At 69.6% G+C, this 22,006-nt stretch carries 22 protein-coding genes; 1 reads left to right on the plus strand and 21 read right to left on the minus strand.

Annotation, left to right across the window (positions count from 1 at the left end; genetic code table 11):
- Positions 1-3: 3 nt before the first annotated feature.
- The 20 genes from ABCR94_RS36690 to ABCR94_RS36785 form a co-directional block, all read right to left on the minus strand.
- Entirely contained in the window at positions 4-1,209 is a 1,206-nt protein-coding gene (locus tag ABCR94_RS36690) for an acyltransferase family protein (protein WP_347125605.1), read from the minus strand.
- The gene (locus tag ABCR94_RS36695; protein WP_347125607.1) at positions 1,206-1,649 is read right to left on the minus strand and encodes a VOC family protein; all 444 of its coding nucleotides are present in this window, start codon (positions 1,647-1,649) and stop codon (positions 1,206-1,208) included. The genes ABCR94_RS36690 and ABCR94_RS36695 overlap by 4 nt, the downstream gene beginning before the upstream one ends.
- Positions 1,646-2,797 carry a glycosyltransferase gene (locus ABCR94_RS36700; RefSeq protein ID WP_347125608.1) on the minus strand — a complete coding sequence of 384 codons (1,152 nt, stop codon included), beginning with the start codon at positions 2,795-2,797 and terminating at the stop codon, positions 1,646-1,648. Before ABCR94_RS36700 ends, ABCR94_RS36695 begins: the two co-directional genes overlap by 4 nt.
- 95 nt (positions 2,798-2,892) lie before the next feature.
- On the minus strand, positions 2,893-3,486 hold the full coding sequence (locus ABCR94_RS36705; protein ID WP_347125609.1) for an NADPH-dependent FMN reductase: 594 nt from the start codon (positions 3,484-3,486) through the stop codon (positions 2,893-2,895).
- Between the two features lie 138 nt (positions 3,487-3,624).
- Positions 3,625-3,828 carry an acyl-CoA carboxylase epsilon subunit gene (locus tag ABCR94_RS36710; protein WP_347125610.1) on the minus strand — a complete coding sequence of 68 codons (204 nt, stop codon included), beginning with the start codon at positions 3,826-3,828 and terminating at the stop codon, positions 3,625-3,627.
- A gap of 13 nt (positions 3,829-3,841) precedes the next feature.
- On the minus strand, positions 3,842-5,386 hold the full coding sequence (locus ABCR94_RS36715) for an acyl-CoA carboxylase subunit beta (protein ID WP_347125611.1): 1,545 nt from the start codon (positions 5,384-5,386) through the stop codon (positions 3,842-3,844).
- Positions 5,367-6,155 carry a 4'-phosphopantetheinyl transferase family protein gene (locus tag ABCR94_RS36720; RefSeq protein WP_347125613.1) on the minus strand — a complete coding sequence of 263 codons (789 nt, stop codon included), beginning with the start codon at positions 6,153-6,155 and terminating at the stop codon, positions 5,367-5,369. Before ABCR94_RS36720 ends, ABCR94_RS36715 begins: the two co-directional genes overlap by 20 nt.
- Positions 6,152-6,565, minus strand: a complete 414-nt coding sequence (locus ABCR94_RS36725) for an acyl carrier protein (RefSeq protein WP_347125614.1) — start codon at positions 6,563-6,565, stop codon at positions 6,152-6,154. Before ABCR94_RS36725 ends, ABCR94_RS36720 begins: the two co-directional genes overlap by 4 nt.
- A 1-nt stretch (position 6,566) precedes the next feature.
- Positions 6,567-8,132 carry an MFS transporter gene (locus tag ABCR94_RS36730; RefSeq protein ID WP_347125615.1) on the minus strand — a complete coding sequence of 522 codons (1,566 nt, stop codon included), beginning with the start codon at positions 8,130-8,132 and terminating at the stop codon, positions 6,567-6,569.
- A gap of 141 nt (positions 8,133-8,273) precedes the next feature.
- Positions 8,274-10,568, minus strand: coding sequence for an SDR family oxidoreductase (locus ABCR94_RS36735; RefSeq protein WP_347125616.1), 2,295 nt, complete (start codon positions 10,566-10,568; stop codon positions 8,274-8,276).
- 2 nt (positions 10,569-10,570) lie between these two features.
- Entirely contained in the window at positions 10,571-11,509 is a 939-nt protein-coding gene (locus tag ABCR94_RS36740; protein WP_347125618.1) for an aromatase/cyclase, read from the minus strand.
- A 20-nt stretch (positions 11,510-11,529) separates the two neighbouring features.
- Positions 11,530-12,315, minus strand: a complete 786-nt coding sequence (gene fabG / locus ABCR94_RS36745) for a 3-oxoacyl-ACP reductase FabG (protein ID WP_347125619.1) — start codon at positions 12,313-12,315, stop codon at positions 11,530-11,532.
- 95 nt (positions 12,316-12,410) lie between these two features.
- Positions 12,411-12,683: an acyl carrier protein gene (locus ABCR94_RS36750; protein WP_347125620.1), complete on the minus strand. Its 273-nt coding sequence runs from the start codon at positions 12,681-12,683 to the stop codon at positions 12,411-12,413.
- A gap of 161 nt (positions 12,684-12,844) precedes the next feature.
- Positions 12,845-14,059: a ketosynthase chain-length factor gene (locus ABCR94_RS36755; RefSeq protein WP_347125622.1), complete on the minus strand. Its 1,215-nt coding sequence runs from the start codon at positions 14,057-14,059 to the stop codon at positions 12,845-12,847.
- Positions 14,056-15,327: a beta-ketoacyl-[acyl-carrier-protein] synthase family protein gene (locus ABCR94_RS36760; RefSeq protein WP_347125624.1), complete on the minus strand. Its 1,272-nt coding sequence runs from the start codon at positions 15,325-15,327 to the stop codon at positions 14,056-14,058. The genes ABCR94_RS36755 and ABCR94_RS36760 overlap by 4 nt, the downstream gene beginning before the upstream one ends.
- Positions 15,324-15,653, minus strand: a complete 330-nt coding sequence (locus ABCR94_RS36765; protein ID WP_347125626.1) for a TcmI family type II polyketide cyclase — start codon at positions 15,651-15,653, stop codon at positions 15,324-15,326. Before ABCR94_RS36765 ends, ABCR94_RS36760 begins: the two co-directional genes overlap by 4 nt.
- Positions 15,654-15,720: 67 nt before the next feature.
- Positions 15,721-17,190, minus strand: a complete 1,470-nt coding sequence (locus tag ABCR94_RS36770) for an FAD-dependent monooxygenase (RefSeq protein WP_347125628.1) — start codon at positions 17,188-17,190, stop codon at positions 15,721-15,723.
- Positions 17,191-17,234: 44 nt separating this feature from the next.
- Positions 17,235-18,200: an LLM class flavin-dependent oxidoreductase gene (locus ABCR94_RS36775; protein WP_347125629.1), complete on the minus strand. Its 966-nt coding sequence runs from the start codon at positions 18,198-18,200 to the stop codon at positions 17,235-17,237.
- Between the two features lie 269 nt (positions 18,201-18,469).
- The gene (locus ABCR94_RS36780; protein WP_347125631.1) at positions 18,470-19,372 is read right to left on the minus strand and encodes a hypothetical protein; all 903 of its coding nucleotides are present in this window, start codon (positions 19,370-19,372) and stop codon (positions 18,470-18,472) included.
- Positions 19,365-20,144, minus strand: a complete 780-nt coding sequence (locus ABCR94_RS36785) for a response regulator transcription factor (protein WP_347125633.1) — start codon at positions 20,142-20,144, stop codon at positions 19,365-19,367. Before ABCR94_RS36785 ends, ABCR94_RS36780 begins: the two co-directional genes overlap by 8 nt.
- A 345-nt stretch (positions 20,145-20,489) precedes the next feature.
- Here ABCR94_RS36785 and ABCR94_RS36790 point away from each other — a divergent pair, with 345 nt between their 5' ends.
- Positions 20,490-21,224: a ScbR family autoregulator-binding transcription factor gene (locus ABCR94_RS36790; protein WP_347125635.1), complete on the plus strand. Its 735-nt coding sequence runs from the start codon at positions 20,490-20,492 to the stop codon at positions 21,222-21,224.
- 86 nt (positions 21,225-21,310) lie between these two features.
- Here ABCR94_RS36790 and ABCR94_RS36795 read toward each other — a convergent pair whose 3' ends face one another.
- Positions 21,311-21,997, minus strand: coding sequence for a ScbR family autoregulator-binding transcription factor (locus tag ABCR94_RS36795; protein ID WP_347125637.1), 687 nt, complete (start codon positions 21,995-21,997; stop codon positions 21,311-21,313).
- Between the last annotated feature and the right edge of the window lie 9 nt (positions 21,998-22,006).

A 22,006-nucleotide genomic window follows, 5' to 3' on the forward strand; every position in this document is an offset into this window, starting at 1 on the left:
GAACTATCCCTTCAGGGCGATCGGCGTCCCGACGCGTGCGGGGTCCGTCGGACCGCCGGGGGTGGGAGTGCCCGGTGTGCTGCCGCCGCGGGTGCGCGGTGAGCCCCACCGCCGCATCACGGGCTCTTCCACCAGGTTGAACGTCGCCCACGAGAGCAGGAGCGACACGACGAGTGCGAGGGCGGTGAACGCGGTGGTGGCGAGGACGGAACGTACCGCCGCCGCACCGCCCCAGAGGTGGTCCATCGTCTGCAGCACCAGGAAGTGCCAGAGGTAGAAGGCGAAGGAGATCTTGCCGATCCACACCGCCACCGGGCCGCGCACCGGCGACCAGCCGTCGTTGATGTCGGCGTGCGCGGCGGCGGCGATCAGCAGGCCGATCGGCAGCGCGGTGACCGCGACCAGGCCGTGGCTGAAGCCGACGTGGGAGGACAGGATGTACGTCGCGAGCAGCAGTGCGGTGGCGGGCAGCAGGCCCAGCGGGATCCAGCGCCCTTGCTGGACGGTGCGGGCCAGCAGGATGCCGAGCAGGAATTCGAGCATGCGGATCGGCGGGAAGGCGTACAGGAACCACAGTTCGCCCTCGGATATCGGCGCGAAGGTCAGCGGTCCCGAGGGGACGACGAGGGTGGCGACGGTCGGGGCGAGCGCGATGACCGCGGTCGTGCCGAGCGTCCACAGCCACAGCCGGGACGCCTTGATGCGGTTCACCAGGCGCAACACCAGCGGGAAGGACGCGTAGAAGAGGAGCTCGCACGACAGCGACCAGGACACCGGGTTGATGCCGCCCCAGATGTCCACGTGCCAGTCCCACGACTGCAGCAGGAACATGTTGGCCACGGTCTTCCAGACACCCAGCGTTTGGCCGAGCACCACCGAGGACACCGTGGCCGCCACCAGGGTCACGAGGTGGTTCGGGAAGACCTTGACGAGACGTCGCCGCCAGAAGCGGGGCATTGTGTCGGTGGGCCGCGCCGCCCAGGTCAGAACGAAGCCGCTGAGCACGAAGAAGAACGAGACTCCGAACCAACCACCCTGCCCGAAGACCGACTTGAAGGCGCCGGCCGCGGCCACGGACGGCAGCGGCGAGAGCTCGCCCGCGTGATAGAAGAACACGGCCAGCGCGGCGACCATCCGCATGCCGGTGAGTGACGGAAGGGAACTGCCGGGGGGCCTGGGTGCGCCCGTGCCGCCTGTGGTCTCGCTCATGGGCGCCGTTCCTCGGCTCTCGGGCGCGTCGCGTGATCGACGAAGGACAGGCTGTTGCCCTCCGGGTCGGCGATCGTGAAGTTCCTGCCGGTGTCGTGCTCCCGCAGGTCGGTCGGGCTCAGGTCGCTCAGGGCCGCGTGCGCCCGGGGCAGATCCGCCCCGACAAAACCGAGGTGTACGCCGGAGTCGCCGTTCTTCCCGCCGATGATGAGCTCACCGCCGCTGCCCGTGTGGAACGAGATCCAGTCGTCACCCTGGTTGAGTATCTCCAGGCCGATCCGATCCCGGTAGAAGACGGTCATCGCCTCCAGGTCCCGGCATTCGATCAGCGTCACCGCGAGTTTCCCGAACACCTTTTGCCCGCCTTCCTGTTGACGTGGTGCCTCGCCTTGATGTGCGGCGTGGTCCTGATGTGTTTCCCGGCCAGTGTCGGCGCTCATCGGGCCGCGAGCTTCTCGAGCATCGGAACGATGTCGTGCGGCAGCGGCGACCTGCCGATCTCCTGGACCAGGTCCTGGGCGCGACGGCGATAGGAGGGGTCGGACAGCAGCGCGCGGCAAGCCTCGACGACGTTCTCCGGGGTGTCGTCCTCGGGCAGCAGCGTGATGGCCGCGCCGTACTCCGCGAGACGCAGGGCCGGAGCCACCGCACTGGCCAGCTTGGGGACACACAGCTGGGGAACGCCGGCGTGCATGCCCGTCAGGCTGCTCAGCCCGCCGTCGTTGTGGACGAGGAGGTCACACGTGGGCGTGAGGACGTCCAGCGGGATCCAGCCCGCCCGCACCCCGAGGTCCTGGCGCAGCTTCGCGGCGACCTCTTCGGGGGCCGCGATCACCAGTTCCTTGCCAAGGCCCTGCACCGTCTGCGCGAGTCCGTGCAGACGGGAGCCGTTCACGCCGAGGAAGTCGAAGGCCTCGTCGTTCGTCACCCGGCTGCCGCCGGTGACGCACACCCGGCCGCCCCGGGGGCGTGTATACATCCACGGCTCCAGCGGCCGCTGGAGATTGGCCGGCGTCCAGCGCATCAGCTGGGCCTGCGGGGTGTCGCCGGACTGCAGGCTAGGGGGGCACACGTCGATCCACAGATCAGGGTCGGGCAGCCCGGCGATGCCCAGTCCGGCTAGTTCCGGGGCGAGTTGTCCGGTCGCGCCCACGTCGTACCCGGACCACTCCAGCGTGTCCCAGAGATGACGGACGTAGGGGACCCCGATCCGCGCGGCGATGACCGGCGCGGCGTAGGCGAGGGTGCCGCCCACCACGACGTCCGGCCGCCACACCTTCACCAGCTCGTCCAGCGCGTCGAGGCAGGCGGTGGCCAGTCGGCCGTACCACGTGCCCACCAGACGCATCTGCTGCGCCGGGTCCTCCGGCATCTCCTCGGGGAGGCCCGCCGGGCCCTTGCTCATGAAGTCCTGTCGGGTGAGCTCACTCAGTGTCACGGCGGGCAGTCCGACGCCGGTGACGTAGGGCGTCAGCTCGCCCGTCGTCCCCATGAACACTTCGTGGCCGGCGTTGCGCACGGCCGTCGCCAACGGCGTCAGGCCGAAGACGGTGGACGGGCTTCCACCCGTCAGGAAGAGCACCTTCATAAGATCACCATCTGTTTCGTCCCATGGAAAAGGCCAGGAGTGGGTGAACTTCACACACCCCTGGCCAGGGTCAACTGCCGTCAGCGCAACGGTCCCTACTGTCCGTAAGGGTGCTTCGCGCGGGCCTCGCGCAGCGCGTCGCCCCACCACACAAGCTGGTCGAGCAGGCTCTTGGCGGCGCCCTCACTGCCCTCGGGGCTGATCGGCTCGCCGTCCTTCTCGAAGCTGCCCCACGCGTTGTGGAAGCTGATCATGTCGCGCACGGTCGTGGCGTGGACCTCGGCGAACACCTGACGCAGGTGCTCGGAGGCACGCAGGCCGCCACCCATACCGCCGTAGGAGATCAGACCGACGGGCTTCGCCGTCCACTCCTCCATGAACCAGTCGATCGTGTTCTTGAGCGAAGCCGGGAGAGTGTGGTTGTACTCCGGCGTCACCACGGCAAACGCTTCGGCATCCAACAGTCTGGCGGACAGCCGCGCCCGTACGTCGGCGGTCGCCGCGTCGGGGTCCTCACCGAACGCGGGCATCTGGAGCGGCAGGGGGTAGTCGAGCAGATCGATGACGTCGACCTGTACGTCTCCGTGCTTCTCGGCCTGGCCGACGAACCAGTTGGCGACCGTCGTACCAAAGCGCCCGCCACGTACGCTGCCGATGATGACGGCAAGCTTCAGGGGAGTCTCAGGCATTCCGCACCTTCCAATGTGATTGAGCTCGATGTGCTTTGAGCAAACGGGGAACGAAAGTTAATCCCGCGGTCAGCTTCCTTCACGCCGGGACAGACAACAAGCGACTTGACGAAGACCTGTAGTGCGGGAACTCCCGTGCTATTGCCAGGTCCGCGGCCCGGCGAAACGGGCCCGCCGCTCAAGTCGTCGCCAGCCCGCTGTGGCCCGTCGCCCGGGTGCGGATGCGTCCCTCGACACCCCGGCCGCGCGGGCGAGCAGCACCGCGGTGAGCGCGGCCAGTTCCTCGGCGTCGGGTGCGCCCTTCTCCACGCGGAGGAAGCGCTCGGAATCGGTCGCGCTCATCGCTGACTCCCTGTCATTGCGGGGGATTTCCGTGCTTCCTTGACGGCAGTTCGGCGTGCTTGGTGCGCAGCATCGACAGCGCGCTGATCAGCTTCGTGCGGGTCTGGCGCGGGTCGATGATGTCGTCAACCAGTCCCCGTTCGGCCGCGTAGTACGGATGCATCAGCTCCGACTTGTACTCCTTGATCTTCTGCTGCCGTACGGACTCGGGGTCGTCGGAGGCCGCGATCTCACGCCGGAAGATCACATTGGCCGCGCCCTCCGCGCCCATCACCGCGATCTCGTTTCCCGGCCAGGCCAACGAGAGGTCGGCGCCGATCGATCTGGAATCCATCACGATGTAGGCACCGCCATATGCCTTGCGCACCACCACGGATACCCGCGGCACCGTCGCATTGCAGTACGCATAAAGCAGTTTGGCACCTCTGCGAATAATTCCGTTGTGCTCCTGGTCGACGCCGGGAAGGAATCCCGGGACGTCCACCAGCGTGACCAGTGGAATATTGAACGCATCACAGAACTGTACGAACCGAGCGCCTTTCTCGGACGCCTCGATATCGAGGACGCCGGCCATGGCGCTCGGATTGTTGGCCACGACGCCGACGACATTGCCGTCCAGCCGGGCCAGCGCGCACACGATATTCGGCGCCCAGCACGGATGAATCTCGAAGTACTCGCCGTCGTCGACGACCTCCTCGATCACCGCGCGCATGTCGTACGTGCGGCCGGGCTCGGTGGGAACGATGTCCAGCAACGCGTCATTGGAACGATCCGCGGGGTCCGATCCGCGCTCCACCGGCGGCAGTTCGCGGTTGTTCGACGGCAGCAGCGACAGCAGGTACCGGACATCCTGCAGGCAGCTCTCCTCGTCGTCGTACGCGAAATGGGCCACCCCCGAGGTGCCGGCGTGCACATCGGCGCCACCGAGGCCGTTCTGGGTGATTTCCTCGCCGGTCACGGCGCGGACCACGTCCGGCCCCGTGATGAACATCTGCGAGGTCCCGCGCACCATGAACACGAAGTCGGTCAGCGCGGGCGAGTAGGCCGCTCCCCCGGCGCACGGCCCCAGCATCACGGAGATCTGCGGGATGACCCCGGACGCCCGGGTGTTGCGCCGGAAGATGCCGCCGTAGCCGGCCAGGGCGGTGACGCCCTCCTGGATGCGGGCACCCGCCCCGTCGTTGAGGGAGACCAGCGGCGCGCCGGCCGCTTCCGCGAGGTCCATGACCTTATGGATCTTCTCGGCGTGTGCTTCGCCGAGCGCGCCGCCGAAGATGCGGAAGTCGTGGGCGTAGACGAAGACCGTACGGCCGCCGATCGTGCCCCATCCGGTCACCACACCGTCGGTGTAGGGCTTCTTCTCCTCCAGTCCGAAGCCCGTCGCGCGGTGCCGGCGCAGCGGCTCGATCTCGTTGAAGGAGCCTTCGTCCAGCAGGAGCGCGATCCTTTCCCGCGCGGTCAGTTTGCCCTTGGCGTGCTGTGCCTCGGTCGCCTTGTCGCTCGGCCCCCGGTGCACCGCTGTTTTGATGTCGCTCAGTTCATCGAGCTGCTGCTGCAAGACCTGTCTCCTTCACGATCTGCGCGGCGTCGGATACCGTGCCCCCGCGGTTGCCGGGGGGTACGGCTGCGCCGTCGAAGAGGACGTCGACCGGCAGCCGATGGACGGCGACCGGTTCGCTGACGTTGCCCCGCAGCGCGACCGCACCGTGGTGGCGGGGGCCGACGGGGATGTCGAGGACCGTCCAGCCCGGCGGCCAGTGCTCGGTCTCCACGCCGAGGTAGTCCAGGGAGGGTTCGCGGCTGAGCCCGGTGCCGAGCCCTTTCAGGTAGGCCTCCTTGCGGGTCCAGACCCGGCCGAACGCCTCACAGCGCGCATCGGGCGCGACGGCCGCGAGCTCGGCCCGCTCGCCGGGGTGCAGCGCCGGACTGCACATCTCCACGGTGTCGGAGTGCGGGGTCCGCTCCACGTCGACGCCGACCGTGGCCGGGGCCACTGCCACCAGCGCCACGCCGCTGCCGTGGGACAGGGAGAAGTGCAGCGGCCTTGCGGGGTCGGCGACCGCTGGCCGGCCGTGCGGCTCTCCGCAACCCGGGCACGGTTCCCGGACGAAGCGCACGTCTCGCGGGCGCAGCCCCAGGTAATCCCCGAGAATGCGGCGCAGCACGATGTGGGCCGAGAGGTAGAGCACCGAGTCGCGGGGGCGCAGGAAACCGGCCCCGCGTTCCAGCTCCCGGTCGTCCAGCTCGGACCGGTCGAGCAGATGCGCGATCTGGTCGTGCTTGGGAAGCCGGAGCAGCCACACGTCCAACCCGTTCGCGGCCCTCATGCCGGTCGTCGGCTTCGCCGTGCGTGGGGGGAGTCGCCGGGCCCGAGCTGTCCGGCCAGGCAGTCGATGAGCTCGCCCGCGCTGTTGGCGAGGAGCAGCATCTGCAGATTCACCTCGACGTCCAGGGCCGACTGGAGCCGGCTCTGTATCTGCAGCCCGGCGACGGAACCGACCCCCAGCGCGCTCATCGTCAGTCCGAACGTCTCGACCTCGTAGGGAGCCATGCCCAGCACCCGGGCGAGTTCCCGGCGGACGAACGCTTCGACGATCCGGGTGCGTTCGCGCTCAGGGAGCCCGGCGAGCGTCTCGCGCTCGGGTATGTGTATCTCGGCGCCGAGCAGGCTCTCATCGGCCTCGTCCTCCTCCCAGTCGCCGAAGTCCCATATCGGGGCCTCCTGTTGGATGGTCACGTCATTCCTTTCGGTTAGCGGTTTCCGGCTCGGGGCTGCACGGCTCGGGGCTGCGCGGCTCCGCGGAAGGGCGCCGGGGTGCTCCCGCGCGTGGGAGCACCCCGGCCAGGCCTGCGAGGAATCCGAGCAGGCCGACCCCCGCCACCAGTGCGGCGGCGGGGCGGTAGCCCTCCAGTACGGCGGCGGGGGAAGCTTCGGGCGGCGCCCGGTGGGCGAACAGCAGGGCGGCGACCAGCGCGATCATCAGGACGGCGCCGAGTTGCACGGCGCTCTGGTACACCGCTCCGGTCGGGCCCCGCTCGGCGGCGGGTACCCCGGAGACCGCCTGCATGTTCAGCGCGGCGAAGGCGAGGACAAAACCCGCCCCCACCAGCAGCAGTACGGGCAGCACATCGGCGGCGTACGACACCGGGTCGCGCTGCCACAGGTAAAGGACATAGCCGGCGAGCGGGGTCAGCGCGCCGAGCGCGATGAGCCGGGGCGCGCCGAACCGGTTCACCATCCGGCCGGACATCAGCGCCGTCACGGCCAGGGGCGCGCTCGCGGGCAGCAGGGCCACCGCGGTCAGCAGAGGGCTCCACCCCCACAGCTCCTGGAGCTGGAACGTCAGGATGATGAGCAGTCCCAGGTACGAACCGTTGAGCGCCGCCGCTCCGAGTGCGGACCGGATCAGCGGGCCGTTCTTCAGCAGCCCGGCCCGCAGCAGCGGATCGGGCGAGCTTCGTTCGGCCTTCACTAAGGCACCGGCCAACGCGCCGCAGAGCACGAGGGAACCGATGCTCCTGGCGTCCGACCAGCCGTACTGGGACACCGAGACGATCCCGTACACGAGCGCCGACAGGGAGCCCGTCAGGGCGAGTGCGCTGACTGCGCCGTATCTGCGTGGGGTGTACGAGGGCGGCTCGTCGGCAGGCACGAGTCGCAGCCCGAGGACAAAGAGGACCAGGACCACGGGGGCCGGGAACGCCAGTGCCCAGCGCCAGCTCACGTCGGTGAGCAGGCCGGACACCAGCAGCCCCGCGGTGAAGCCGCTGGCGCCGAAGAGGGTGTAGACGGACATGGCGCGGGTCCGGTCGGGGCCCTCCTTGAAGGCGGTGCTGATGATGGCAAGACCGGTGGGCGCGGTGAGCGCCGCGCAGAAGCCCTTGACGATCCGGGTGGCCGTCAGCAGCGCGGGGTCGCTGGTCAGGCCCGCCACCACGGAGGCGGCGGCGAACGCGACCAGCGCGGCCAGATAGACCCGGCGCCGGCCCAGGAGTGTCACGACACGGCCGCCGAAGAGCAGCAGACCGCCGAAGCCGATGGCGAACCCGCTCATGGTCCATTGCAGGACGGTCAGCGGAAGGTCCAAGTCGGCGCCGATCGAGGGCATGGCCACGACCAGGGCCGACACCTCCAGCGCGTCGATGAGCATATTGCCGGCCAGCACGGTCAGCAGGCCCCACAGCCGCGGGCTCCAGGCCGTGGGCGCCGCAGCCCGGCCCGGCGACTGCGGTGGGTTCGGTGACTGCCGTGACTGCGGCGGGTTCGGTGGGTTCGGTGGGCGCGGTGACTTCAGTGGCGTCATGATCCTGATTCCGGGTCCGGGGGCACGACAGGGGGAAGGGCGCGGCGCGCCGGGGAGGGTCCGGGGCAGGCAGGAGGGCCGGCCGCGGGATGTGCGGCCGGCCCAGCCTGTGCGTCGGGGGGACGGTGCCCGCCGGGAGCTTCAGCCCAGCAGCGTGCCGCCGGTGGCGTCGACGAACGAGCCGGTGATCCAGCGGGCGTCGTCGGAGGCGAGGAAGGCCACCACGTCGGCGACGTCCTCCGGTTCGCCGACCCGGCCGAAGGCCGACAGCTGTGCCATCTGCTCGACGGCCTCGGGGATGTCGAAGACCGGGTTGCCGTTGCGGGTGATGCCGGGGGCCACGCTGTTGACGGTGATGTTGCGCGGCCCGAGGTGCTTGGCGAAGTGCCGGGCGAGCTGCTCGACGGCGCCCTTGGTCATGGCGTACGCGATCTCGTTCGGGTTGGCGCAGTGCGTCAGCCCGGAGGAGATGTTGATGATGCGTCCGCCGTTGGGCATGTTCTTCTCGGCGCGCTGGATGAGGAAGAACGGCGCCTTGGCGTTGACCGCGAAGAGCCGGTCAAACTTGTCGGGCGTGGTCTCCTCGGGGGTGACATTGCCCATCACACCGGCATTGTTGACCAGGATGTTCAGGTCGGTCGAGCCGGTGCGCTCCCGCAGCCCCTCCTCCAGCCCGAGGAAGAGTTCGTGTACGTCGCCGGGGACACCCAGCTCCGCGCGGACGGCGAAGGCGCGGCCGCCGTCCTTCTCGATCGTGGCCACGACTTCGTCGGCGGCTTCCTTGCTGCTCGTGTAGTGGACGGCGACCAGTGCGCCCTCCCGTGCGAGCCGTATCGCGGCCGCCCGGCCCATGCCACGGCTGGAACCCGTGATGAGTGCCGTCCTGCCGATGAGCCTGCCCATGTCGTTCCTCCACTTGTCGATGGATGTATCGGCTGCGCCGGCCGCCGTCGGCGGGCCGAACCAGCGTCGAAGTGCGGTGTCGAGGCCCCGGGTGCCGGGCCCGGCCCGCACGATGTGGCCGTCCGGGCGCACCAGGACGCGGTCGCCGGCCCGGAAGGGGCTGTCGGCCGGGGCGGTCGCCGTCACCGTGGTGACACGGTCCGCCCACGGTGCGGCGGTCGCGCGCGCCGGCGCCCCGCTGTCCTGGTCACCGCTCAGGTCGAGCAGCAGGCCGCGGCCCGCCCGCAGCAGCGCGGTGGTGGTGTCGGGACCGTCGCCGGTGAGCAGCGCGGTGTGCGGGAGGCGGGCCCCGGTCAGGGGGTGCTCGCCCTCGCCCTGGCCCACGTCGTAGCGGATGTCCAGGCCTGAGACGGTCCCGGCCAGGTGGCTCCGTACGTCCTCCTCGGTGAGCAGCTCTCCGAAGACGGCCCGGATCGGCTCCACTTCGGGGCCGCCGAGGAGCAGCATCGCCTGGGCCTTGATGTTGGCCAGGACGCGCTGTCCGACGGCGTGCCGCTCCGTGTGGTAGCTGTCGAGCAGCCCTTCGGGCGCCTTGCGGGCGACGTGCAGGGCCAGTTTCCAGCCCAGGTTGACGGCGTCCTGGAGGCCCAGGTTGAGGGCCTGTCCGCCGATGGGCATCTGCTGGTGCGCGGCGTCGCCGGCAAACAGGACGCGGCCGTCGCGGTAGTGGTCGAGCTGACGGTTGGCGTCGCCGAAGGAGTTGACCCACAGCGGGGTTCCGCAGCTGATGTCCTCGCCGGTCACCCGCTTCCAGGCGGCGGCGATCTCGGTGAAGGCGGGCTCCCGGGTGCGGGGTTCGGCGGCGCTGCCGAAGGCGTGGACCATCACCCGCGTGACGCCGTCCCGGCAGGCCGCGATGGCCAGGCCCTTCTCCAGGCGTTCGAAGCGGCGGGCCGGGATGTCGATGCCCGCCACATCCGCCCGGAGCATTTCGCGGCCCGCGTCCTCGCCGGGGAAACCGGCCCCGGTCAGGGCGCGCACCGTGCTGTTCTCGCCGTCGCAGCCGACGACGTACCGGGCTCGTAGGCGTACGGTCCCGTCGGGGCCGGTGGCTTCGGTCTCGACGTGGTCCTCGCGCACGGACAGCGTGCGCAGCTCGTGGCCGCGCCGGATGTCCGCGCCCAGCGATGCGGCCCAGTCCTGGAGGACTTCTTCGGTGCGGGTCTGGGGGACCTTCCACTGGCCGGGGTACGGGCCGGGAAGGGTCAGATCGAGCGGGATTCCGCCGAAATGCCCCCGGGGTTCGTTCGGCGGGGTGCCGATGGGGTCGAGCAGCCCGCGGCTGTCCAGGATCTCCATGGTGCGGGCGTGCAGGGTGGACGCCCGCGACTCCGTTGTCGGGGCGTCCCGCTGCTCCAGCACGATCACATCGGCGCCGCCGAGCCGCAGCTCCCCGGCGAGCATCAGCCCGACGGGGCCGGCGCCGATGACGACGACCTGGGTGTCCAGGTGACGCGGCTTCAGGGCGGCCATGGTCAGCTCTTGTTCTCGGCGTAGTCCTTGGCGTGCCCCAAGGTGGCGCGGCTGTTGGTGCTCAGCGCGCCCTGTACGTACTCCCTGGCCTCGGCGATGGTCGCGTCCGCGCCGAGGATCCTGGCGATGTTCGCGGTATTCAGCACGACGGTGTGCTGCGAGGACGCGGTCGCGCCGCCCTCGTTGTCCTCCTCGAACGTCCAGTAGCCGGTGTGCAGGAGCATCAGCGCCGGCAGGGTCACCTGCTTGTACGCGATCCTGTGATGCGGGAAGCACACCCGGAACGACTTGGTGGTGTGCGTGGAGCCGTCCTTGGCCCGGGTGTCCATCTCCAGGGTCTGCAGGCCCGGGGAGTCCTCCTCCAGGCGGACGACTGCCACGTGCGGCAGCCGCTCGGCCCACAGTCCGGCCTCGTTGACGAAGTCGTAGAGGTCCTTGACGGCCCCCTGGACGCGCACGGTGTCCTCGAATGAGAACGTCAACTCGGCCGATGTGTGGGCCTGTTCGACGTTGGTCTTGAGGGCGGCGAGCTCGGAGCGGGAGTTGCGGTCGACGGCCTCGTCGATCCACTCCAGGCCCTTGGGATCGTCGTCGACGGCCCGGTACTCGTGCAGCAGCCGGATCCGCGACTTGCCCTCCGCCAGCGGCTCGATGACCCAGGTGCCGCTCATGGCGGCGACGGGCGGGGTGGAGACCTCCTGGCGGAAGCCGATCCGCAGGCCCTTCGCGTCGAGGGTGCGCCGGGAGGTCCAGTTCTTGGCCTCGCCGTTGGCGGTGGCCCAGATCCGGATGCGCTCCTGGTCCTCGCCCCGCTCCACATGGTCGACGTAGATGGTCGGCGGGAAGATCCGGGGCCAGTTCTCCACCTCGGCGAGCAGGCGGTAGACCTCGGCTGCGGGGGCTTGCACGGTGATGTCGTGCTCGACCTCACGGGTTGTCATGGTGAACTCTCCTGTCACGGTCAGAAGTTGCCGAGGCCGCCGCAGACGTTGAGCGCCTGCGAGGTGATGGAGCCTGCGGTGTCGGAGGCGAGATAGCCGACCAGTCCGGCGACCTCTTCGGGCGTCGAGTAGCGGCCGAGCGGGATCTTGGCCTGGAACTTTTCGAGGATGGCGTCCTCGGAGGTGTCGTACGCGGCGGCGTAGCCCTGTCGTACGCGCTGGGCCATCGGCGTCTCGACATAGCCGGGGCAGACCGCGTTGACGGTGATGCCGGTCGGCGCGAGCTCATTGCCGAGGGCCTTGGTGAAGCCGACGACGCCATGCTTGGAGGCCGAGTAGGGGGCGCCGAGTACAACGCCCTGCTTGCCCGCGGTGGAGGCGATGTTGATGATCCGGCCGCGGTCCTTGTGGCGCAGACCGCCGGCGTTCAGCACCTCGCGGGTGAGCCGGAAGACGCTGTTGAGGTTGGTGTCGATGACGTCGTTCCACAGCTCGTCGTTGATGTCGGCCGTGACACCGCCGCCGCTGCGGCCGGCGTTGTTGACCAGCACGTCGACGGTGCCGAAGCGGTCGACTGCGGCTTTGACGAAGGCCGCGACGTCGTCCGCGGACCGTACGTCGAGGACGGTGCCGTCGACGTCGAGGCCCTCCTCGCGCAGCTGCTTGACGGTCGTGGTCACGTTCTCGGCGTTGCGGGCACCGATGAAGACCCGGTGGTCCTGGGTCGCCAGGAGCCGGGCGACGGCGAGACCGATCCCGCTGGTGGCTCCGGTGACAAGGGCGACCCGCTTCTCCTGCTGCGGCATGTTCTCTCTTCTCCGGTGAGTGGGGTATGTGGGCATCGGGTACGGGCGGGGACCGCCGGGCGGGGGTGGCCCGCCCGGCGGTGGCGGCCTCGTGATCAGACCGCGGAGGAGGCGAGCGCGAGATGACCGTTGACGGCCTCCAGCAGCGCGCGCGGTGTCTCGGAGTCGGTCAGCGCGGAGTCGTCGAGCGTGATGCCGAACTCGCGCTCTATGCGGCTGCCGGTCTCCAGCAGGGCCAGCGACTCGTAGCCGAGCGTCTCGAAGTCGGTGTCGAGGATGTCGCCGTCGAGGTCCACGGACTCGTCGGCGCCTGCGCCTTCGAGCAGAATGCGTCGTAGGTCCTGGAGGGTGAATTCGGAGTTGGGCACGTCTGTCCTTTCGAGCTTCGGTGTGTTCTTCGGTGTGTTGGGGTCCCGCATCGCACGCGGGAGCGCCCCCGCCGCCCGCGGGGGACGGTGTCGCGACGGGGGCGCCGTTGTGGGGGCCTGAGAGGGCCGGCGGATCTGCGAGGAGAGCGGCCGGACACCCCCTAGTCGACGGCCCGTACGACCACGGCGGAGTTGAAGCCGCCGTGGCCCCGGGCCAGGACCAGGGCCGTGCGCACCTCGGCGGTGCGCGGCTGGGAGACGACCAGGTCCAGGTCGTACTCGGGGGAAAGTTCGACGTTCACGGTGGGCGGGATCAGGCCCTCGTCGATGGCCAGCAGGGCCGCGGCCAGGTCCAGCGGGGCCGCGCCCGAGTAGAGGCGGCCGGTCATCGTCTTGGGTGCGGTGACCGGTACGCCGCGGGGGCCGAAGACCGCGTTGATGGCCTCGGCCTCGACCCGGTCGAGCTCGGGGAGCGCCGCCGCGTCCGCGAACACCACGTCGACGGAACGGGGTTCGACGCCCGCGTCGGCCAGGGCCACCTCGATGGCCCTGCGCAGGCCGGGCTCGCGGCCGCTGCCCGGCTTGGGGTCGAAGGTCGATCCGTACCCGGCGATCTCCCCGTAGATCTTCGCACCGCGCAGGCGGGCCGCCTCGGCGTTCTCCATGATGAGGATCGCGCCGCCCTCGCCCGCCACATGTCCGCTCGCCTCCGCGTCGAAGGGGAGGTAGGCGCGGGTCGGCTCCTTGCTGGTGGACAGCCGGCCGCCGGACAGCTGCGCGACCCATCCCCAGGGGCAGATGGAGGCGTCGATGGCGCCGGAGACGATCAGGCTGGTGCCCTTGCGGATCTGCCGGCGGGCGTGCGCCACGGCGTCGAGACCACCGGCCTGGTCGCTGACGACCACTCCGCTGGGGCCCTTCATGCCGTTGCGGATGGAGATCTGGCCGCTGTTGACGGCGTAGAACCAGGCGAAGGACTGGTACGCACTGACGTACTGGCTGCCCTTGCTCCACAGCTTCTGTAGTTCGCCCTGGCCGAATTCGAAGCCGCCGGACGCGCTGGCGGTGACGACGCCCATGTCGAACGCGGACATCTCCGCCGGGTTCACGCCGGCGTCGGCGAGCGCCCAGTCCGTGGCGACCAGGGCGATCCTGGTCATCCGGTCGGTCTGCGGGAGCAGCCGGTTCGGCAGGTGGTCCGCGGCCACGAAGCCGGGGATCTCACCGGCCAGCGTGGCCGGGTACTGCGCCGGGTCGAAGCGGGTGATGCGGCCGATGCCGCTCTTGCCGCTGCGGGTCGCCGCCCAGTAGTCCTGGGTGCCAAGACCGTTGGGGGACGCGACGCCCAGGCCCGTGACTACCACCGAGGCCGTCATCGGGCACTCCTCTCGGGACGGGTCAGCACCATGGCGCTCTGGAATCCGCCGAAGCCACTGCCGACCGAGAGCACGGTGTCCGTCCGCCACTCACGGGCGGTCAGTGGTACGTAGTCGAGGTCACACTCGGGGTCGGGGGTGTGCAGGTTGGCCGTGGGCGGGACCACGTTGTTCTCCATGGCCAGGGCGGACGCGGCGATCTCGATGGAGCCGATCGCGCCCAGCGAGTGGCCGACCATCGACTTGATGGAGCTCACCGGGGTCCTGTACGCGTGGTCGCCGAGGACATTCTTGAACGCGGCGGTCTCGTGGCGGTCGTTCTGCTTGGTGCCCGAGCCGTGCGCGTTGATGTAGTCGATGTCGTCCGGGTTGAGCCGTGCCTCGTCCAGCGCGACCCGGATCGCCTCGGCCATCTCCAGGCCGTCGGGCCGCAGACCGGTCATGTGGTACGCGTTGCTGCGGGTGGCGTAGCCCGCTATCTCCGCGTAGATGTGGGCGCCACGCCGCTGCGCACTCTCCAGCACCTCCAGGACGAATACGGCGGAACCCTCACCCAGCACAAAGCCGTTGCGGGTCCCGTCGAAGGGGCGTGACGCGTGCGCCGGATCGTCGTACCGGTTGGTGGTGGCCTTGATCGCGTCGAAGCACGCCATGGTGATCGGCGATATCGGGGCGTCCGAGGAGCCGGCGATCATCACGTCGGCGGTGCCCTCGCGGATGAGCTCGACTGCGTGGCCGACCGAGTCGATGCCGGAGGTGCAGCCGGTGGAGACCACGGTGGCGGGTCCCTCGGCGCCGACCGCCCAGGCGACCTCGGCCGCGAACGAGCTGGGCACCAGATGGTTGTAGAGGTGCGGGACGGCGTACTCGTGGTCGACGAGGTCGAGCCGCCCGCCGTCGCTGACGATGCGGTACTCCTCGTCGAGGCCCATGGTGGCGCCGACGGCGCTGCCGATGGTGACGCCGGTGCGGTGCGGGTCGAGCTCGCCGAATCCGATGCCGCTGTCGGCGAGTGCCTCACGGGTCGCGACGACGGCGAGCTGCGCGGCCCGGTCCATGCGCCGGATCTCCTGCGGGCTGAGCCCGTGCCCCTCCGGATCGAAGTCGATCTCCGCGGCGACCCGCGAACGGAACGAGGAGGGGTCGAAGAAGGTGATGCCCCTGGTCGCGGTACGGCCCTCGCTCAGCAGGCTCCAGAAATTCTTGGTGCCGGTGCCTCCCGGCGCCATGACCCCGATGCCGGTGATGACGACTCTGCGGCCGCTCACGCCGACGCCTCCCAGTTGTAGAAGCGTGTGGCCATGGCGTCGGCGGGCGAACGCCAGGTGGCGGGGTCGTACGCCTCGATGAACGGCTTCAGGTCCTCGCTGATGCCCATGAAGCGCGGGTCGGCCTTGGCGGCCTCGATCAGTTCGCCGCCGTTGTCCGCGTCGAAGTCCTGCAGATGGAAGTACAGGCCACGGTACGAGAACAGCTGGCGGCGCCGGGTGCCCATGCGGTGCGGCATCTCGGTGCCGTCGAAGTCCTTGAACAGGCGGGCGACATCGGTGCTCGAACCGGGCTCCATACGGGCCACGATCAAAGTGCTGTGCATGCGTCTTCTCTCCTCAACGACCGGATCGCTCCGGGCATAAGACGTGTGTGTTCAGGCGGGACAGCCCTTAGCGGGAGGGGCCGAACCAGCGCTCCAGTGACATGGGCAGGTCGTGGTGGCTGCCGGGGGCGGTCCAGGCGATGTGGCCGTCGGGGCGCAGCAGCACGGCGGCGGTGCCGTCCAGCGGACTGCCTGCCGCGACGCCGTGCGGCGCTGCCGACACGATGTCCACCCGGTCCGTCCAGCCGGCCGCCCTGCGGCGCAGTACGTCGTTGTCCTCCAGGTCGATCAGGACGCCGCGCCCGGAATGCAGCAGACGGGTGCTGGTCGTCTTGAAGTCGTCGCCCACCAGCTCCAGTTCGGGCATCCGGTGGCCCAGCAGCGGGTGGCTGCCGCCACCGACGGGGTAGTGGATCTCCAGGCCGCTGACCATGCCCGCGAGATGGCGGCTCACGGCCGCGTACTGGACGAGCTCGCCGAGCACGTCGCGCAGCGGCTGCACCTCCGAGCCGCTGAGGAACAACAGGCCCTGGGCCTGGGTGTTCATCAGCAGTCGCTTACCGACCGGGTGGCGCTCCTGGTGGTAGGTGTCGAGCAGCGTCTCGGGAGCCTTGCCCCGTACCACCGCGGCGAGCTTCCAGCCGAGGTTGACGGAGTCCTGGATGCTGGTGTTCATGCCCTGGCCGCCTGCGGGCAGGTGGATGTGCGCCGCGTCGCCCGCCAGGATGACGCGACCCCGGCGGTACTCGGTGACCAGGCGGGTGGCGTTGCCGAAGGAGCTGATCCACACCGCCTCGCCGTGCGAGATGTCCTCGCCGGTGACGCGCTTCCAGCCGTCGGCCACTTCGCTGTACGAGGGCGGCGCGGTGCGCCGCTGCGGCGGGGTGCCGCGCTCGCAGAGGATGAGCCGGGTGGTGCCGCCCGGCAGCGGGCCGACCATGACCATGCCGTCGGGGAAGGTCTCCCCGATCATGCGCGGCTGCAGGTCGAGCCCCTTGACGTCGGCGAGGAACATCTCCAGGGTCGCGGCGGTGCCGGGGAAGTCGAACCCCGCGGCCTTGCGGACCATGCTCCGGCCGCCGTCACAGCCGACCAGGTAGGAGGCGCGCAGGGTGTGGACGCCCTGCGGGCCGCGTACTTCGACCTCCACGGCGTCGTTCTCGTCCTTGAAGGAGATGACTTCGTGGCCGCGCCGCAGATCCGTGCCCAGCTCCGTGACCCACTCCTCAAGAGCCGCCTCGGTCTGGGACTGCGGCACACTCTTGGCGGCCTGGTGCGCACCGTCGAGTACACCGAAGTCGACCGGGACACCGCCGAAGTGGCCCACGTTGCTGGTCTGGATGTCCCCGAAGCGGGGCAGCAGGCCTCGCTGTGCGAAGACCTCCATGGTGCGGGCGGTGAAACCGAGACCGCGGGATTCCCCGGTCCGTTCCGCCAGCCGTTCCAGGACGATGACGTCGACTCCCGTGAGTCGCAATTCACCGGCGAGCATCAGACCCGCGGGGCCCGCGCCCACGATTATGACCGCAGCGTCCATTTACCTCTCCTTGACCATCATCGGAATTCCTTCGGCGAGGGATTTCAGGCGATCAGCTTGGGCAACGTTCCGCTCAGCAGCTTCATGTGCTGGACCATCAGGTCGTCCGGCATGGCCGCGATGCTCGCCCAGAAAATGAGATTCTTGACGGGTAGCCCGTCCGTCATGACGCGAATCCGCTCCGCCGCCTCTTCCGGAGTCACCACCTCGACCATTCCCCAGGTGCCTTCCGGATTTCCATTGCGGAGTTCGTCCGGACCGATGAAGGAGGGAAGCGGCTGGTCGGTGCCCTGCACCGACGCCTTCCGGTAGCTGTTGAGCTGGTGGGCGACGTGCGGCGCGATGCGTGCCCAGGTCTTCTCGGGGTCGTTGGACAGGATGAGCGGCAGCAGGCCCGACATCCGGGCGGTCTGCGGGTCGTGGCCGCCTTCGATCAGGCCCTCGCGGTAGTGCTCGTACATGGAGTGCGAGATGTGCAGCAGCCCCATGCCGAGGCGGCCGGCCATCTTCGCGCCGCGCGGCCCGTAGAAGCCGCCCCACATCGACATCGGGTTCTGGATCGGGCTCGGGGTGACGGCCTCGTCCTCAAGGAACGCGATGACCTCGTTGATCGACTTCTCGGTCCTGGCGAACCGGTTCTCGAACTCGACGTCGAACAGCTTGTACTCGGGCACCCGGTATCCGGCGCCGAGCCCGAGCTCCAGACGGCCGCCGCTGATGAGATCGACGATCGCCGCCTCCTCGGCCAGCTGGGCGGGCTTGCGCAGCGCGGGCAGCAGGATCGAGGTGCCGATACGGACGCGCTTCGTGCGTGCCGCGACGGCTGCCGCGAACGTCAGGGGCTGTGGCAGGTAACCGTCCTCGAACATGTGGTGTTCGGTGAACCACAGGCCGCCGATCCCGTTGTTCTCGGCCTCTTCACAGAATTCCAGCGTACGTGCGTAGTGGTCGCCCCAGGGCCGCTGCCACTTTGCTGGATTCCGAAGGTCGAAGAGCAGTCCGACATCCATTGAATTAATCCCCATTCATCGACTTCAAGCATCGGATCGGCCGGCTCCGCACGCGCAGTCGCCGCAGCACGAGACAATGCAGTGGAAGCTAGTAACTAGCTTCTTCATTCTCGTGAGGCACTTCAAGAGGCCCTGGGTCAGGCCTTAGTGAAGTTCCGTCAACTCTGTGCGCCGCGTTTTTCGCAGGGTTCGCCCGGAAACGCCAAGGGCCGGTGACCGCACGTATGGAGTGCGGTCACCGGCCCTTGGCGCCAGTATCTTCTGTGCTCCTATGCCGAGCGCACGGCCCGGCGGCTGAAGCAGGCGTGCACATCTGCTTCGGAGTAGTACGTGCGGCCTGCGCGGCTGCGGCGGCGCCACTGGTTGTCGCTGGCGAGCCGGTAGACCGTACCGATCGGGGTCCGCCACAGGCGCGAGACGTCCGCGGCGGTGAGCCACTGCTCGGCGGGCGCCCCCGACGGCTCGGGCCGCTCGGCCGCTCCGGGCGGCGAGGTGCGCCGCAGGGAGCGGCTCAGCTGCGTCCAGAGGTGGCCGGGCCAGGCATGGCCGGCGTTGGTGCCGCATCGGATCTCCGTGGGCGGCGCAGCCGTACGGCCTCCGCTGACGTACGCGCTGAGCTCACCGGAGCAGTCCTGCTCCACGCACAGGCCGATGAGCACCCGGCGCGGTGCGTCCTGCCGGGTCACCCGCCTGGCCGTCCGCACCAGCCGTGCCACTTCCTCCGTCGCCTCGGCCGCCGCCGGATGCGCCGACAGCCAATCGCCGTGCAGGCACAGGAACTCGACCATCGGCGGGACCGCGCGGCGCGGGGCCGCCAGGCCCCGCTCCTCCGCCACGAGGCCGCTCCAGGCAACGAGGGTCGCGACGATCGACGTACGCACATCCGCGGCCGCCGTGTTGAACGGCATGCCGGGCAGCGGGCCGCCCGACGTCTTCTCCCGCAGGCCGGTGGGGGCGCTGCCACCCAGCGCGCGTTCGCACTCCACGTAGAGTCCGGGCAGCTCCCGCAGCCGGACCGACAGCCGCTCACGGCACACCCGGCAGAGCCGCAGGCCCGCCACGGCGCGGTTGCGCAGCGCCGCGCCGTCCGCGCCGCGCAGGCAGTCCTCGCCCCGGCAGAGCGCGTTCACGACCGTGGTGGAACCATGCCTGCGGTATCCCGTCTCACGCATGGCCGAACCGGAATCCGACACCGCGGACCGTGATGATCCACTCGCTGGCACCGAGCTTGCCGCGCAGGCTGCTGACATGGGTGTCGATGGTCCTGCGGGACCAGGTGTCGCCCCAGACCCGCTGCATGACCTGCTTGCGCGGGATGACGGTCTCGGGGTGCGACGCGAGCAGGTACAGCAGGTCGAACTCCTTGCGCGTCATGCCGACGAGCCGGCCGTCCAGGCTGACCTCGCGCAGTGCGGCGTCGATGCGCAACAGGCCGTGGGTCAGGGTCTGCTCGGCGGCGGGCTGGGGCCGGGACCTGCGCATGACGGCGTCCATCCGGGCCATCAGTTCGCGAAAGCCGTACGGCTTCACCAGGCAGTCGTCGGCGCCGGCCTGAAGGCCGAGGACCCGGTCGAGCTCGGTCGGCCGGGCGGTGACGGCGATGACCGGTATGCCGCTCGCCATCCGGATGCCACGGCAGACTTCGAGGCCGTCCACATCGGGCAGGTCGAGGTCGAGGAGGACCAGGTCCGCCTCCACGTGGACCCGCAGGGCCTCGCTCCCCGTCGCGACGTGATCGACCGTGTGACCGTGACGCCTGAGCCCCCGGCTCAGTGATTCCGCGTCACGTGCGTTGCTTTCGACCACGAGTACGTGCCAAGTCGCGGACGGGCGGCGCAGGTTCGGCGCCGCGGAGTCCGCGTAGGTGCCGGTCGGCGCTGACCTGACAGTGAGGCACGGGGCGGTGGTGCGAGGCTCCAGAAGGTCTGTTGTGTGCTGACTCATCGTTTCCCCCTCGGTGGATACAGCTCACAGGTGCCGTGGGCGCAGCACCTGTGAGGAGATTACAAACCGCGCTGTCGGTTTGTCAAAGACTCAACGGCCTGAACTGCACTCCACATGGCAAAAAGTTGGTCCGGACATTGCTCGCGAATAGTTGTCTTCTTGCGCATTTCCATGCCGCTCTTGCGAGTCGAACCCCTCCCGGGGTGGTAAACAAACCCGAGAGTTGGTTTTATGGCACTCCGTGAGAGCCCCATTACGCATCCGCACACCGTCGCAGCTCCGGCACGACTCGGCACGTCACGAGCCCGTCCGGCGGTCGGCCACACACACCCACGAGGGGTGCACATGAGCAAGCAGGAGCGCGCCGTCCGCACACGAAAGCTGCTGATCGCATCCGCGGCCCGCGCCTTCTACGAGCACGGCTACACCCGCACGAGCCTGACCACGGTCAGCTCGCGGGTGGGGGTCAGTTCGGGCGCGCTGTACTTCCATTTCGAGAACAAGGCCGCCCTGGCCACGGCGGTGGAGGCCGAGGCGTCGAGTGCGCTGCGCGCCGTCACCCGCCGGGCCTGCCGCAGCCGTAACTCCTCGCTGCAGGCACTGATCGACACCACGCACGGCCTCGCGGAGCTGCTGCGGACCAGCATCGTCGCCAAGGCCGGATTCCAGCTCAACAGCGGCGACTTCGAGGGACCACGGGTCAACCTCCGCGACGAGTGGTGGGAGTGCGTGCAGCGGCTGCTCAGCGGGGCATCGCGCGAGCACGCGCTCGACCCCGGCCTGCCGCGGCGGGCCATCGCCTCGTCGATCGTCGCGGCCACCGTGGGATTCGAGGTACTGAGCCGGAGCGACCAGGAGTGGCTGTCCCGGGAATCGGTCACCGGGTTCTGGCAGTTGCAGCTGCCGTGCCTGACCGCGCCGGGCGTCGCCGGCCGCCTGGATCCGTCCGGTACGGGACCGTCCGGTACAGGACCGGCAGGCACGGGACCGGCAGGTATAGGACCGGTAGGTACGGGACCGGCAACCGTGCCGGGCCGGGCCGCCTCGCGGCCCGATCCGGCACCCATTGCCGGGTCGTAACAAACAGCTACACCGGTTTCCCCTGTGGTCCCGCACTGTGCCGTAGCAGCCGACCAGGACCCCGTCAGGCTCCTACGGCGCGGGATTCAGCCCGAGAACTCGGGCGCCGCCTGCGTCGGGGGCGCCTCCAGCTCCGCCCGCGCCGCCTCGGCCAGCGCCCGCTCCCCCCGGCCGGGCGCCATGTCCAGCATGGCCAGCACTCCCGGTACCGCCACGCTGGGCATGATGTGCCGGTAGAGCGCGGATGCCTGCCGGTCCAGGTCCGACGAGGCACCCCGGGCCCGCAGCATCATATTGATGCCCGCGTACGCCCCCACGATGAGCGAGGCGGTCTCCTCGGGGACAACATGCGCCAGAACCTCGCCACGGGCCTTCGCCTCGGTGAGAACCCGGGTGTGCAGCTCGGTCCAATTGGCGTAGGCGCCACCACGGTTGAGTTGAGCGCCGGCCTGGTCCAGCGTAAGGCGCACACTGCCGCGAACCAGTGGGTCGTGCATGAGGCGGTTGGCGAAGATCATGCCGATGTCGATCCCCTCCTGCAGTTTGGCCGCCTGAGGCAACTGTGGCGGCGCCTCCACCACCTGCGCATCGATCACCGCGAGCGCCAGGTCTTCCTTCGACTCGAAGTGGAAGTACAGCGCCCCCTTGGTCACCTCGGCCCGGGCCAGAATGTCGGTGATCTTGGCGGCCTCGTAGCCGTGTTCCTCGAAAACGGCCGCCGCCGCCTCCAGGATCACGCGTCGCGTGCGGATCGCTCGGTCTTGCTTCGCCACTGGGCGTCC

Source organism: Streptomyces changchenzhani (assembly GCF_039766235.1).
GTDB lineage: Bacteria > Actinomycetota > Actinomycetes > Streptomycetales > Streptomycetaceae > Streptomyces.